The sequence below is a fragment of the Azotobacter chroococcum genome, assembly GCF_004339665.1.
In the GTDB taxonomy this organism is placed as follows: domain Bacteria; phylum Pseudomonadota; class Gammaproteobacteria; order Pseudomonadales; family Pseudomonadaceae; genus Azotobacter; species Azotobacter chroococcum.
Map to the genome: position 1 here is coordinate 32,200 of NZ_SMMU01000016.1, position 13,471 is coordinate 45,670.

The 13,471-nt window shown below is 68.6% G+C and carries 10 protein-coding genes; 9 read left to right on the forward strand and 1 reads right to left on the reverse strand.

Annotated features, from left to right (window positions below; translation table 11 throughout):
* The first annotated feature begins 104 nt into the window (after positions 1-104).
* The 8 genes from EV691_RS14255 to EV691_RS14290 all read left to right on the forward strand — a co-directional run bounded on the left by EV691_RS14255 (position 105) and on the right by EV691_RS14290 (position 10,428).
* The gene (locus EV691_RS14255; protein ID WP_131297560.1) at positions 105-1,103 is read left to right on the forward strand and encodes a LacI family DNA-binding transcriptional regulator; all 999 of its coding nucleotides are present in this window, start codon (positions 105-107) and stop codon (positions 1,101-1,103) included.
* Between the two features lie 234 nt (positions 1,104-1,337).
* Positions 1,338-2,309 carry a tripartite tricarboxylate transporter substrate binding protein gene (locus tag EV691_RS14260; RefSeq protein ID WP_165496521.1) on the forward strand — a complete coding sequence of 324 codons (972 nt, stop codon included), beginning with the start codon at positions 1,338-1,340 and terminating at the stop codon, positions 2,307-2,309.
* A gap of 214 nt (positions 2,310-2,523) precedes the next feature.
* Positions 2,524-3,495 (forward strand): tripartite tricarboxylate transporter substrate binding protein, encoded by a 972-nt coding sequence (locus tag EV691_RS14265; RefSeq protein WP_165496520.1) that lies wholly within the window; start codon positions 2,524-2,526, stop codon positions 3,493-3,495.
* 141 nt (positions 3,496-3,636) lie between these two features.
* Positions 3,637-5,925, forward strand: a complete 2,289-nt coding sequence (locus EV691_RS14270; RefSeq protein ID WP_207390143.1) for a sigma-54-dependent transcriptional regulator — start codon at positions 3,637-3,639, stop codon at positions 5,923-5,925.
* 3 nt (positions 5,926-5,928) lie between these two features.
* Complete coding sequence (locus EV691_RS14275) at positions 5,929-7,149, forward strand: DUF917 domain-containing protein (protein ID WP_131297557.1); 1,221 nt, start codon at positions 5,929-5,931, stop codon at positions 7,147-7,149.
* Entirely contained in the window at positions 7,146-7,868 is a 723-nt protein-coding gene (locus EV691_RS14280) for an aspartate/glutamate racemase family protein (protein WP_131297556.1), read from the forward strand. Before EV691_RS14275 ends, EV691_RS14280 begins: the two co-directional genes overlap by 4 nt.
* Positions 7,869-8,182: 314 nt before the next feature.
* Positions 8,183-9,571 carry a C69 family dipeptidase gene (locus EV691_RS14285; RefSeq protein ID WP_131297555.1) on the forward strand — a complete coding sequence of 463 codons (1,389 nt, stop codon included), beginning with the start codon at positions 8,183-8,185 and terminating at the stop codon, positions 9,569-9,571.
* 164 nt (positions 9,572-9,735) lie between these two features.
* Complete coding sequence (locus EV691_RS14290) at positions 9,736-10,428, forward strand: DUF3313 domain-containing protein (RefSeq protein ID WP_131297554.1); 693 nt, start codon at positions 9,736-9,738, stop codon at positions 10,426-10,428.
* A 73-nt stretch (positions 10,429-10,501) separates the two neighbouring features.
* Here the strand turns inward: EV691_RS14290 and EV691_RS14295 are convergent, their stop codons facing one another.
* Positions 10,502-10,864 (reverse strand): DUF5064 family protein, encoded by a 363-nt coding sequence (locus EV691_RS14295; protein ID WP_131297553.1) that lies wholly within the window; start codon positions 10,862-10,864, stop codon positions 10,502-10,504.
* A 265-nt stretch (positions 10,865-11,129) separates the two neighbouring features.
* On the opposite strand from EV691_RS14295, the gene EV691_RS14300 reads away from it, so the two are divergent.
* Positions 11,130-13,463 (forward strand): DUF3141 domain-containing protein, encoded by a 2,334-nt coding sequence (locus tag EV691_RS14300; RefSeq protein WP_242672488.1) that lies wholly within the window; start codon positions 11,130-11,132, stop codon positions 13,461-13,463.
* Positions 13,464-13,471 lie beyond the last annotated feature (8 nt).

Genomic DNA, 13,471 nt, shown 5'->3' on the forward strand with positions numbered 1-13,471 from the left:
TCAGAGCGATCCTCCTTACGTCGCCCGTGCCGCCTGCCGCCGTGTTGTCATGCTTTCGCCGGGCATGACATCATGCCCGGCCATACAGGCAATGGCACCCGCACATGGCTTCGGTCAAAGATGTCGCACGGTTGGCGGGGGTTTCCCCGATGACCGTGTCCCGAGCGATCAACACCCCGGAAAAGCTCAACCCGGAAACCCTGGCGAAAGTCCGTCAGGCCATCGAAGCCCTGAACTACGTGCCCAGTCTTTCCGCCCGCAAGATCCGCGGCGGCCATTCCAGCGGCAAGACCATCGGCGTCTTCGCGCTCGACACGGCGACCACCCCCTTCGCCGTGGAAATGCTGCTCTCGGTGGAACGCACCGCCCGGGAACACGGCTGGAACGTCTTCATCCTCAACGTGTTCGAAATCCCGCTGAACCCGCAAACCATCGACCTGATGCTGTCGCACCGGCCGGACGGCATCGTGTTCAGCGCCATGCAGCTGCGCGAACTGGAGATTCCCCCGGCGCTGCGCAGCAAGCCGCTGGTGCTGAGCGGCTGCATGAGCACCGAGCCCGGCGTGGCCTGCTACGTGCCCGACGACGAGGACGGCCAGTACCAGGCCGTGCGCCAGGCGCTGCAACGCGGCTATCGCCGCCCGCTGTGCATCAACCTGCCGCGCCACAGCCTGGCCTGGAAGCTGCGCCAGCAGGGCCTGTCGCGCGCCCTCGTGGAGGCCGGCATCGCCCCGGAGAGCGTCCGCCAGTACGACCTGTCGACCGACGACGCCTACGGGGAAACCATCGCCGAGCTGGAGCGCCAGTTGAGCGAGTCGCACGGCAAACCGGCCTTCGACCTGCTGGTCTGTGGCAACGACCGCATCGCCCTGGTTGCCTACCAGTACCTGCTCAGCCGCGGCCTGCGCATCCCGGCCGACGTGGCGGTGCTCGGCTACGACAACATGGTGGGCGTCGCCGAACTGTTCTATCCGCCGCTGAGCACCGTGCAGCTCCCCTACTACGAGCTGGGCCGCCGCGCCGCGCTGCACCTGATCGAGGAGCGCGACGAACCCTTCATCCACTGGGTTCCCTGCCCCGTCGTGGATCGCCAGTCCTGGTGAGCCGTGCCGCCGCAGCGGCACGCTGGCTGCGGATCGGTACGCCCAAGTCTCGCGCCAGGCCGGCAGCGCCTGGTTTCGCAATATGGACACAAGTCTGTCCGCCTCCCTTGCCGCTCTCCGAGAGTGTGATATTTTTTTGACATCATTGTTTTTGACACGCCTTGCATGCCCGGCATTCCTTCCCCTGCCGCCCTGCCCCACATGCCCTCACGGAACGAAAAGAAGGCAACTCCCATGAAAAGAAGAATATTCCTGCTCGCCACGCTGGCCGTCCCTGCCAGCCTCGCTTTCCAGGACACGGCCCAGGCCGCCGGCTATCCGGCCAGGCCAATCGAGCTGGTGGTGCCGAACATCGCCACCGGCAGCACCGACATGGTCGCCCGGACGTTCGCCAGGCACGCCGAGAAGCGGCTCGGCAAGCCGCTGGTGATCATCCGGATCACCGGCGCGGGCGGCTACAACGGCTCGCGCGCGGTGCACGAGGATCAGTCCAGGGGCTACAAGGTGCTGCTGACCCACCAGGGCCTGGTCGCCAACTACCTGACCCAGGTGGCGCCCTACTCCTACGACGGCTTCAAGGTCGGCCCGGTGGTCGCCGAAGACGCCACCGTGGGCCTCTACGTGTCCGGCAAGTCGAAGATCAAGTCGATCAACGACCTGCTCGCCAAGGCCAGGGCCGAGCCGGGCAAGGTCAAGGCCGCCACCGAATACGGCACCTACAACCACTTCATGTTCCTCAAGCTGCAGAAGGAACAGGGCGTGAAGTTCCAGATGGTGGAAATCCCCGGCGACGCCGGCAGGATTCCCGCGCTGCTCGGCGGCACCGTCGACGTCATCGCCAAGATCTATTCGGGCACCGAGGACTACCTCAAGTCGGGCGACTTCGTGCTGCTCGGCGAGCCGACCGGCACGCGCGCGCCGAACGCCCCGCACGTGCCGACCTACAAGGAGCAGGGCGTCGACTTCACCTTCCCGCCCTACCTGTTCACCCTGTTCTTCAACCGGGACACCTCCGACGACGTCGTGGAGCAGTGGGCGGAGGTCGCCCGGGAAGTGACCTCGGACCCGGCCTACCGGAAGGAGATCGCGGCGCTGGGCATGGCCGTCGCCTACAGGTCGCCGCAGGAAAACACCGCCGCCTATGCCGCCATCCAGAAGACCATGGCGGAACTGGCGAGCGGGGCGGAGTCCTTCGCCCGGCAGTGACAGCCCGCGTCCCGGGATCGGGCACCCGGGACGAGCCCGAACCGGAACCCCCAACCAATCCACTACAGGAGGCATCCGAAACGTCCCCTTGTCCCGGTCGGGCCTTTCGCGGCTCGGCCGGTTCATCGTCATCCGCCGGCACCGGCCCGAAGCCGGGGCGGCCATGACACCTGCAATCCCGCGCACCTACATCAATAACAAGAAGGTGAATCACGTGAAAAAAACCAAACTCCTGCGTGCCACCCTGGCAGCCGTCGTCGGCCTTGTCCTCCAGAGCACGGCCCAGGCCGCCGACTATCCGAGTAGACCGGTCGAGCTGGTGGTGCCGGCCGCCGCCACCGGTGCCTCCGACCTGAGCGCCCGGGTCTTCGCCAAGTACGCCGAAAAGCTGCTCGGCAAACCGATGGTGGTCGTCAGGATCAACGGCGAAGGCGGCTACAAGGGCTCGCGCTCGGTCCACGAGGACCCGTCCAACGGCTACAGGGTGCTCTATACCCATCAGGGCCTCGTCGCCAACTACCTGACCGGGATGGCCCCCTACTCCTACGACGGCTTCAAGGTCGGTCCCACGGTCGTCGAAGACGCCACCCTGGGGCTCTACGTATCCGGCAAATCGGGGATCACGTCGATCGGCGACCTGCTCGCCAGGGCCAGGGCCAAGCCGGGCAAGCTCAAGGCCGCCACCGAATACGGCACCATCAGCCATTTCATGTTCCTCAAGCTGCAGAAGGAGCAGGACGTGACGTTCAGGCTGATGGACACCGGCGGGGACGCCGCCCGGCTCGCCGCGCTGATCGGCGGCACCGTCGACGTCATGGCCAAGGTCTATTCGGGCACCCAGGAGTACCTCCAGTCGGGCGACTTCGTGCTGCTCGGCGAGCCGACCGGCACGCGCGCGCCGAACGCCCCGCATGTGCCGACCTACCGGGAACAGGGAGTAGACTTCACCTTCCCGCCCTACCTGTGGACCCTGTTCTTCAGCCAGAACACGCCCCAGGCCGTCGTCGACACCTGGACCGGGATCGCCCGCGAAGTGACCGCGAACCCCGCCTACCGGAAGGAGATCGAGGCGCTCGGCATGGCCTGGACCTACAGGTCGCCAGAGGAAAGCGCCGCCGCCTATGCCGACACCCAGAAGGCCTGGGCGGCACTGGCGGCCGGGACGGCGGCCGTCGCCCGGCACTGAGGCCCGGCGGGCATCCGCGCCACGACGCCGGCATTGGGCCACAATCCAGGTACAGGGTGCCCGACGAAATCTGGACGCATGCTCCAGATCGGTGCAAGCTGCCCCACCCCGCCCGGCCTGCCCCGCCAAGGAATGGTGCTGATGCCCGACCTCGCTTCATTCGGCATATCGACGGAAATCGTCGGCGAATCGGCCCGTTTCCGCAGCCTGCTGAGCCTGGTCGAGCGCGTCGCTCCCACCACGCACACCCTGCTGATCTGCGGCCCGACCGGCTCGGGCAAGGAAGTGGTGGCGCGGCGGCTACACGCGCAGGGCCTGCATCCCGGGCAGCCCTTCGTCGACGTCAACTGCGGAGCGATCCCGGAAAACCTCATCGAGTCGGAACTGTTCGGCCATGCCCGTGGCGCCTTCACCGGGGCGACCAGCCAGCGCCCCGGCTACTTCCAGCAGGTCGGCCGCGGCACGCTGTTTCTCGACGAGATCGGCGAGCTGCCGCTGGCGCTGCAGACCCGCCTGCTGCGGGTGCTGGAAACCCGCAGCTTCCGCCCGATCGGCGCCAGCGAGTCGCTGCGCTTCGAGGGCCGGGTGGTCGCCGCCACCCACCGCGACCTGCAGGCCATGGTCCGCGAAGGCCGCTTCCGCGAGGATCTCTACCACCGCCTGACGGTGTTCGTGCTCGAGGTGCCCGGCCTCGACCAGCGCCGCGAGGACATCCCGGCGCTGGTGACGCACTTCGCCGCCCGCCAGCCACGGCCGCTGTCGTTCTCCGAGGTGTCGCTCGAGCGGCTGCGCCAGGCGCCCTGGCCGGGCCATGTGCGCCAGCTGCGCAACCTGATCGACCGGCTGGGCGTGCTGGCCCTCTCCGAGCGGATCGGCCTCGCCGAACTGGAGCCCTTCCTGGCGCCGGCCCAGAACGCTTCCGCCGAACAGGACGACCTGGCCGACGCCCTGCTGGCGCTGGAGGGCGACAACAAGCTGCAGGCGGCCGAGAACCTGCTGATCGACCGGGCACTACAGCGCAGCGGCGGCAACAAGAGCGCGGCCGCCCAGCTGCTGGGCGTCAGCCGCAAGGTCGTCGAGCGGCGCCTGAAGTCCCGCGAGAGCCGCGGCCAGGACGCCGAACTCCTGCTCGAGGAAGGCCGCCGGCGGGTCGAGGCGGCGGAATTCCGCGAGGCGATCCCGCCACTGCGCCGCTGCCTCGACCAGTTGAGCCGGCGCGACGGGGCACACGTCCTGCAGTTCGAGGCCTACCGCCTGCTCGGCGTCAGCCTGCGCAGCGTGAACGGCTGGCTGTGCGCCGAGGCCTGCGCCTGCTACGAAGCGGCCCTGCAGGCGGGAGAGGGCCTGGGCTACGGCAGCGAGCTGGCCTCCCTGCAGTTCGGCATCTGGGTCACCCAGCTGATGACCCTGGAGCTGGGCAGGGCCCGCGCCACGGCGCAGGACATGCTGCAGCGCGCCCGCGACCTCGGCAGCCCGGCCGCCCAAGACGAAGCCCACGTGGCCATGGCCAACACCCTGTTCTGGCTGGGCGACTGCGAGGAGGCCCTGGCCTGCCTGGCCCGCGGCGGACTGCTGCAGGGCGGCGAGGACGAGGCGCGCAGCGGCCTGCAGGGCTTCGACCTGGTCGCCCTGGCGCTGACCTTCGAGGGCCTGGCGGCCTTCCAGCTGGGCACCTTCGCCCGGGCGCGCCAGGCCATGCAGCGCCTGCTGCTGCGCTGCGGGGAGGACAACCCGCATCCCTTCAACCGGGCCCTGGCCCTGCAGGGCGCCGTCTGGCTGGCCTGTCTGTTCGAGGACCGGGAGCGGCTGGGGCCGCTGGCGGCGGACCTGGACGCCCTCTCCGAGCAGCACGGCTTCACCTTCTACCGGGGCATCGGCCAGGTCTTCCGCGGCTGCCACATGGGCTCGCTCGGCGCCTTCGACGAGGCCGAGCGCTTCATGCTCGAGGGCTACCAGAGCCACATGCTCAACCACGGCGGCCGCCTGTTCCATTCCTTCCAGGCCTGGCAGCGCGGCGAGCTGCTGCTGCAGGCCGGACGTCCTGCCGACTGCGAAAGCCTGCTGGCCCATGCGCTGGACCTGGCCCTGGAGCACCAGGAACGCACCTACCTGGGCGAGCTGCAGACCCTCAAGGCGCGGGCCCGCTGGGCACAGGGCGACCCGGACGGCGCCGAGCAGGAGCTGCGCAGCGCCCTGTCCACCGCCATGGCGCTGGGCTCGGTGTCCGCGCGCATCGCCGCCGCCACCCAACTCGCCCGGCTCCTGTGCCAGACCCGCCGCACGGAGCAGGCCGCCGAGCTGCTCGCCCGGGCGCTGCGCGGCGTCGCCCCGGAGGCGCCGCCGCCGAGCCTGGCCCGGGCGCTGCAACTGCTCGCGGAGCTGGGCACCGGCCACCAATCACGCACCACAACCATGCAAGACAAGGAGTGACACATGGCGTATGAACTCGGTCCCCAGGACCTGGAAGCATTGCTGCTGGGCGGGGCCTTCTTCGGCAGCGGCGGCGGCGGCACCATCACCTCCGCCCGCCACCTGGCGGCGAACTTCCACGCGGGCGACTACTACCCCACCCAGCGCGTGCGGGTGGTGTCGGCGGAGGAGGTCGGCGACGGGGACACCGTGATGGTCGCCTACATGGGCGCCCCCGAAGCGATCAACAGCACCTCCTATCCCATCGGTCCCGTGGCCGCGGCCCGGCAGGTGCAGGCGCGCCTGGCGGCCCAGGGCCGCCGGCTGGCCTATGTGGTGTCCCCGGAAAGCGGCGCCCTCGGCTTCGTCGTCGCCTGTCTGGTGGCCGCCAAGCTGGGACTCGCGGTGGTCGACGCCGACGGCGCCGGGCGCGCCGTGCCCTCGCTGCCGATGCTGACCTACGCTGCCGCCGAGATCAGCCCGCGGCCGACCTTCCTGGTCAGCCAGGGCGAACTGTGCGTGGAGCTGGACGTGACGCCGCGCAGCGGCATCAACGGCGATCCGACCCACCAGCAGGACGTCTCGGTGATCGTCGAGCAGATGACCCGGCCGATCGTCGCCGCCACGCAGTTCGGCGAGTTCGGCGGCCTGGCCATGTGGATCATGAGCCCGGCCGAGCTGCCCGCCGCGCTGCCGATCCGCGCCACCCTGTCCCGAGCGCTGCAGCTGGGCCGCGCCCTGCAGGCCGGAGAGATCGGCAGTGCGGCGGCCATGATCGACTACCTCGGCAAGGCGTTCGGCATCCTCGCCCGGGCGATCTCCCAGCCCGGCGAGCTGGTCGCCGCCGAAGTGGACACCGCCGGCGGCTTCGACCTAGGCAAGGTCCACCTGCAGGCCGGAGCGCGCCGCTACACCGTGGTCTACCAGAACGAGTCGCTGCTGGCCTGGGACAGCGTGCGTCCCGCCCCCATCCTGCTGGCCCCCGACAGCCTGGCGTACTTCGTCGAGGGCCCGGGCCAGGCGGTGTATTCCAACGGCGACCTGGTGCTGGCCGATGGCAGTCTCAACCCCGAGGTCAGGCAGCGCACCGTCACCCTGCTCGCCTGGCAGGCCGACCCCGCGCTGCGCACGCCGGGCGGACTGATCCTCGACTCCTTCCGGCAGCTGCTGGCCAGCATGGGCTATCTGGGCCCCTACGTGCCGGTCGGCGAACTACAGCGGGACCGCGCGGAGATCGGCGCATGAACGCTCCCATCCGTATCGCCGTGCTGGTCCCGGCGGCGACCGACGCCTACAACGCGCGCATCCTGCAGGCCATCGACCCGGTGGTGCCGGCCGACGTGCAGGTGGAAATCCGCGCCATCGCCACAGGCCATCCCTGCATCGAGAACCGCACCAACTGGCTGCAGAACGGCATGCCGGTGGTGGAACTGGCGCGCCAGCTGGAGCAGGAAGGCTTCGACGGCATCTGGCTGACCGACTTCGACATGTGCGGCGTCGAGGCCGCCCGCGAAGTCATCGACATCCCGATCGTCGGCGGCTTCCCGACCTCGGCCTTCAGTGCCCTGGCCCTCAGCCAGCGCTTTTCCATCATCACCGTGCTGCAGAGCACCCTGGCCATGCAGCGCGGCCACGTCCTGAGCTATGGCCTCAGCGAGTCGTTCGCCTCGATCCGCGCCGTGGACTGCAACGTGGCCGACCTCGGCAACCTCGACGTGGTGGTCGCCCGGACCTTCGAACAGGCCCTCAAGGCGGTCCGCGAGGACGGCGCGCAGTCGCTGCTGCTGGGCTGCACCGGCTTCGTCGACGTGGCCGGCCGGGTCGCCACCCTGCTGGAGGAAACCCTGGGCAGCTACGTCCCGGTCATCGACCCGAACCAGGCCGGCTTCGGCTTCCTGGTCTCCCTGGTGCGCATGAAGCTGCGTCCCAGCCGGCTGACCTACAGCAAGATCACGACCTTCTAACCTGCCGGCATCGCCTTGGCGCCCCCGTCCGGGGGCGTTCCCTGCCTCCATGTCCGGGCCGGACCGCCCTGTCCGGACATGGATGACTTCGTCCATCCGGCCCGCGCCGCCCTGGCTGGATTCGTCCACCCTTTCCCGCTCCGCCTCCAAAGCGTACAAATAAATCAATAAAAATCAAAAAGTTGTCTACTTGGAACAGGCCTTGCTTCAGGGATTGCCGACAAAGACGCCAACGCCACCGGCGTATTGGCCCTGTCCGCCGGGCATGTCCCTTTCATGCCCCGTCCATTTCCGATGCAGCAGAGAGTTCTTCCATGTGCATCAACATCGCAATCGGCAGGGAAGCGAGCACGGAAAACCAGATCATGGTTTGCCGCAACGAGGATGGCCGCGGTCATCGCTGGAACCGCTACCTCGCCTATCGGAGCGAGCCGGAATACGCCAGTCCCCTGGTCGTGCACGAGGGGATCTGGACCCTGGGCAACGGCCTCGGCGTGCCCCTGCCGGCCAACGGCTTCGCCTACAGCGCCATGCCCGATGCGCAGCCCCATCGCGCAGCCAGGTGCCATCTCCACGAGGGACGCGGGATCAACGAGAACAACGTCGCCGTTTCGACGACCAATGCCCGGCGCCTGAACCCCCAGGCCATGGCCGCCGATCCGCTGCTGGCCGAGGCCGGTATCGAGGAAGCGGTGATTCCCACCCTGCTGCTGCCGCAGGCCCTGAGCGCCCGCCATGGCGTGGAGCTGCTGGGCCACTACATCGAGCGCTACGGCGCCAGCGAAGCCTGCGGCGCGATCCTCGCCGACGCCTTCGAGGCCTGGTACCTGGAGACCGGTTCGGCGCATCACTGGATCGCGGTGCGGATTCCCGCCGACAGCTACCTGGTCGCGGCCGGCGCCATGCGCGTCCATGACGTCGACCTCGACGGGGCCGGCGTGCTGCATTCCCGCGGGCTGTTCGAGTTCGTCGCGGAGCACCGCCTGCTGGCCGATCCCGACCGCCGGCGATTCGATTTCGCCGGAGCCTTCGGCGTCCCCGGCAGCCCCCACGACGCCGAACGGATCTGGCTCACCCAGAAGCACCTGAGCTCCTCGCAGCGCCAGGGCCCGCGACAGCCGCGCTATCCGCTGTTCCTGAAGCCCGATGGCCGGCTCTGCGTCACCGATGTGATGACGGTGTTGCGGGGCACCAGCATGTGGAGGGTGTTCGAAGGCGGCACGGGCCGGCCGAGCGCACACGACAGGACCGAGGCGAGCCACATCGTCTGCCTGAACGCGGACATGCCCACCGAACTGCGCGGGCTGATCTGGCAGACCCTCGGCTCGCCCCTCGGCACCCCCTACCTGCCGCTCTACCATGCGATGCAGGACATCCCCCGCGAACTGGGCCGCAGTTCCGACCCGCAGGGCGGAACCCCCGCCTACCGGGCCTTCCGCGGCCTCCTTGCGCTGGCCGGCGGCGAAACGCCCGGGCATCTCTCCGCACTGCAGGCCATGTGGCATGCCCAAGAGCAGGAGTTCGTCTTCCAGCAGCACCACCTGAGGCAGATGCTGCTCTCCATGTACCTGCAATCGCCGCCGAGCGCCCTCGCCTTCGCCCAGCACTACAGCACCGGCTGCACCCTGCAGATGGTGGAAAAGGCCCACCGCGAACGCCAGCGCCTGATGGCGCCCCCCCCGGAAAAGACCGGCAACGCGTAGGCGGCCTGCGCGGAACGGCGAACCGGGCTGCACGCCTGCGTCCAGTGGAGACGCAGGCTCGAAGGCCTATCAGCCGGCCTGCCCCGCAGCCCGTCGGAATCACCGGGCTCCGTCCGAGAACCTTCTAGACTCGACTCCCCAAGGAAACCCAAGGGAGATCGAACATGCGCTCCTGGAAACTCGCGCTCGTCGTCCTGGTGCTCGCCGGCACCGCCTGCAGCAACATCCCCTCCTCGGAAACCCGCCATTCGGGCTTTCTCGGCGACTACAGCCGGCTGGTCGAGGACCCCTACTGGGACAACAGCGAGTACTGGGTCAAGCCGGGCCTGCACCTGCGCCAGGACTACGACAAGAAAATCGTCCTCGAACCGGCCCGCTACTACGTGGATGCCGCCACCCAGGCGGTGATCCGCGAGCGCAGCGAGGAAACCGCCAAGGTCCTGGCCCATCTCGACCAGGCCATCCGTCGCGAACTGCAGGCCGGCGGCTACCAGCTGGTGACCTCCGCCGACGTGCGCAGCCTGCGCTTGCGCCCGGCGATCACCGGGCTGATCCGCAACGCCCGCGACATGAAGCCCACCGAGTACATCCCGATCGGTTTCCTGATCGGCGCCGGCATGCAGCTCGCCGGCGTGCGCGACCAGCAGGTACGGATCTTCTTCGAAACCGAGATCCGCAACGCCAGGACCGGGGAACTCCTCGGCCAGTCGGTCAGCGCCGCCAGCGGCAACGAGGTCTCGCCCTCGGTCAAGGCCGGCGCCAGCGACACCTACCAGGCGCTGGACGACTGGGCCAGGCAGGTGCGCGAGCGCCTGGACCGGGCCTATGGCGAGACCAAGGGCCAGGCCTCGCGCTGAACGGAAGGGAAGGGAAATGGACGAACCGCGCTGCGGGCGCCGGGCAACGCGATCCGGCGCTGCCCGGCCGGCTTCAGGCGCCGGGCAGATGGTCGAGGTTGACCGGATCGCCCGGGTGCAACCCCAGCTTTTCGCGGATGTCCCGGAACATGGCGTCGTATTCACCATGCTCGCGCAGGACCGGCCCGAAGCGCGGCTGGAAGCCGTTGCGCACGGCGATCTGCGTCAGCGCATTCATGAAGTCGAAGGCCATGTCGCGGTGCAGCTCGCATTCATCCGCAAAGGGTTTGCCGTCGATCTCGCCCTCCATGCGCAGGTGCAGCATCGGCCCCTCCTGGGGATCTTCGCGCACCTCGTAATAGACATCGCAGGTGAAGGCCTGGCGGTTGAGCTTGTCCACCTTCTGCTCGCGATGCACATGACCGGGTGTGAACATGGGAATCTCCTTGCACTATGAAAATCCACTCTCGGAACCCCACTCCTGTCGGCCGACGGGCTCCGCCCGGACTCAGTGTAGGCACTCCGCCGCCGCCCGCACCGCTGAGCGACATTCGGCCACGAGCGGAGCACAAGGCGGATAACCGGCCCTAAAAGCCATGTACCGCCGATCGGAAAAAAGGCAGCCAGAAGAAACCAGACGAGCGGCATGGTCAATTTGATGTCGCTGCCTAGACTCAGCCTCGAATCACGACTTTTGGGGCATGAGTATGGACATCGCAGCCCGGCTGGCACGCAGCCAGGATATTTCCGGCAAGGCCAAGAAACTCTTCGAAAAACGCGCCCGGATCGCCCAGGAAAACCTCAGGGAACGGGTGCACAAGGCCTGGGAGAAGGAAATGGCCGGCCTGACGGCCAGGCCCCTCACGCCCTGGAGCCTCTGGAACGCCTGGTACCGCTATGGCGTGGACGCCGCCCAGCGTTCGGTACTGTTCTGGGACACCCTGCGCCAGCGCGGCAACAACTATCTGGAGCACCTGCAGCAGGGCCAGCCGCCCCTGCTGCATTTCGACCACGAGACGGTGCTGGACGGGCGCACCTTCGAGCGCCCGGTCAACTACGCCCTGCTGCGCATCCTGCCGCCCCCCGGCGTGCAGCTGGACCCCAGGCTGCGGCCCTACATGATCCTCGACCCGCGGGCCGGGCACGGCCCGGGGATCGGCGGATTCAAGGACGACTCCCAGGTGGGAGTGGCCCTGCGCGAGGGGCATCCGGTGTACTTCGTGATCTTCTTTCGCGAGCCGGAGCCAGGCCAGACCCTACTGGATGTGTGCGCCGCCGAGCAGCGCTTCGTGCGCAAGGTGCGTGAGCTGCACCCGGACAGCCCCAAGCCGGTGCTGGTCGGCAACTGCCAGGGCGGCTGGGCGGCGATGATGCTGGCCACCTCGGACCCGGACGCCACCGGCCCGGTGGTGATCAACGGCTCGCCGATGTCCTACTGGGGCGGCGCCTGGCAGGAGGGCGAGGGCGACAACCCCATGCGCTACGCCGGCGGACTGCTCGGCGGCACCTGGCTGGCCTCCTTCGCCTCCGACCTGGGCAACGGCGTCTTCGACGGCGCCTGGCTGGTGCAGAACTTCGAGAGCCTGAACCCCGCCAACACCTACTGGGACAAGTACTACCACCTGTTCGCCAACATCGACACCGAACCGCCGCGCTTCCTGGAGTTCGAGCGCTGGTGGGGCGGCTACTTCCTGATGAACCGCGAGGAGATCGAGTGGATCACCCGCAACCTCTTCGTCGGCAACAAGCTCTGGTCCGGCGAGACCCGCAGCGGTAGCGGCAAGGCCTTCGACCTGCGCGACATCAAGTCGCCGATCATCCTGTTCGCCTCCCTGGGCGACAACATCACCCCGCCCCAGCAGGCCTTCAACTGGGTGGCAGACGTCTACGGCAGCACCGAGGAGATCAAGGCCCGCGGCCAGGTCATCGTCGGTCTGCTGCACCAGGACATCGGCCACCTGGGGATCTTCGTGTCCGGCAAGGTGGCCCGCAAGGAACACGCGCAGATCGTCGAGGTGCTGAAATCCATCGAGATGCTGCCACCCGGCCTGTACGGCATGTCCATCGGCGAGCGCAGGGGCGACGACGGCCGGGTGGAGTACGCGGTGGAGTTCCACGAGCATCGCCTGGAGGAGGTTTCTGCCCGGCTCAACCGCCTGCAGCGGGCCGACGAGAAACCCTTCGAGACGGTGGCCGCGCTGTCCGAGTTCAACCAGCGGGCCTACCAGATCTTCGCCCAGCCCCTGGTGCAGGCCCTGTCCAGCGAGCGCTCCGCCAAGGCGTTGCGGGAGTTTCACCCCCTGCGGGTGCAGCACTGGGCCATTTCCGACCGCAATCCCTGGCTCTGGTGGCTGCGCCCCGCCGCCGCCGCGGTCAAGGCACAGCGCCAGACAGCGGATACGGACGATCAGCCCCACCACAGCGAGAAGCTGGCCTCCGAGCTGATCAGCGCCTCCCTGGACTATTACCGGGCGATGCGCGATGCCCTCGGCGAGGCACTATTCTTCCAGACCTACGGCACCCTGTTCGCCCTGTACCTGGCCGACCGGCCCGGTGCGGAGCAGCCGGTCGCGGCCGCCGTGGCCGAGCCGCGGGAACAGCCCTTCATCCAGGAAACCCTGGCCGCCATCGGCGAAGGCGGCTACAGCGAGGCCTTCGCCCGGGTGGCGGCCCTGCTTACCGGCAAGGGCGACGTGCCCCTGTCGCGACTGGTGGCGAAGCAGGAAATCGCCCGGGACTACGTCGATTTGCTGCCCACCCTGCCCGCCGAGGAGTGGCGGCGTATCCGCGGCGAACAGGAAATCATCGTCAGCTACGAGCCCGAGCAGGCCATCGCCACCCTGCCCGCCCTGCTGGCCGAGACGGAGGAGCGCGACCGGCTGCTGGTCCTGCTCGAACGCCTGATGGCGGACGAGCGCGTCCAGCGGAGCAAGCCGACCGCCGAACAGCAGGCCATGCTCGAGCGCATCCGCGACGTGCTGGGCGGCAAGCCCGCCCCCCGGCAACGCATCGCCGCCGTGAAGAAGAAAGCCTGAGCCCCGAG

Bases quoted from the DNA above. Each gene is read 5' to 3' on its own strand.
- EV691_RS14255 (WP_131297560.1), top strand. From the start codon at position 105: ATGGCTTCGGTCAAAGATGTCGCACGGTTGGCGGGGGTTTCCCCGATG.
- EV691_RS14260 (WP_165496521.1), top strand. From the start codon at position 1,338: ATGAAAAGAAGAATATTCCTGCTCGCCACGCTGGCCGTCCCTGCCAGC.
- EV691_RS14270 (WP_207390143.1), top strand. From the start codon at position 3,637: ATGCCCGACCTCGCTTCATTCGGCATATCGACGGAAATCGTCGGCGAA.
- EV691_RS14275 (WP_131297557.1), top strand. From the start codon at position 5,929: ATGGCGTATGAACTCGGTCCCCAGGACCTGGAAGCATTGCTGCTGGGC.
- EV691_RS14280 (WP_131297556.1), top strand. From the start codon at position 7,146: ATGAACGCTCCCATCCGTATCGCCGTGCTGGTCCCGGCGGCGACCGAC.
- EV691_RS14285 (WP_131297555.1), top strand. From the start codon at position 8,183: ATGTGCATCAACATCGCAATCGGCAGGGAAGCGAGCACGGAAAACCAG.
- EV691_RS14290 (WP_131297554.1), top strand. From the start codon at position 9,736: ATGCGCTCCTGGAAACTCGCGCTCGTCGTCCTGGTGCTCGCCGGCACC.
- EV691_RS14295 (WP_131297553.1), bottom strand. From the start codon at position 10,864: ATGTTCACACCCGGTCATGTGCATCGCGAGCAGAAGGTGGACAAGCTC.
- EV691_RS14300 (WP_242672488.1), top strand. From the start codon at position 11,130: ATGAGTATGGACATCGCAGCCCGGCTGGCACGCAGCCAGGATATTTCC.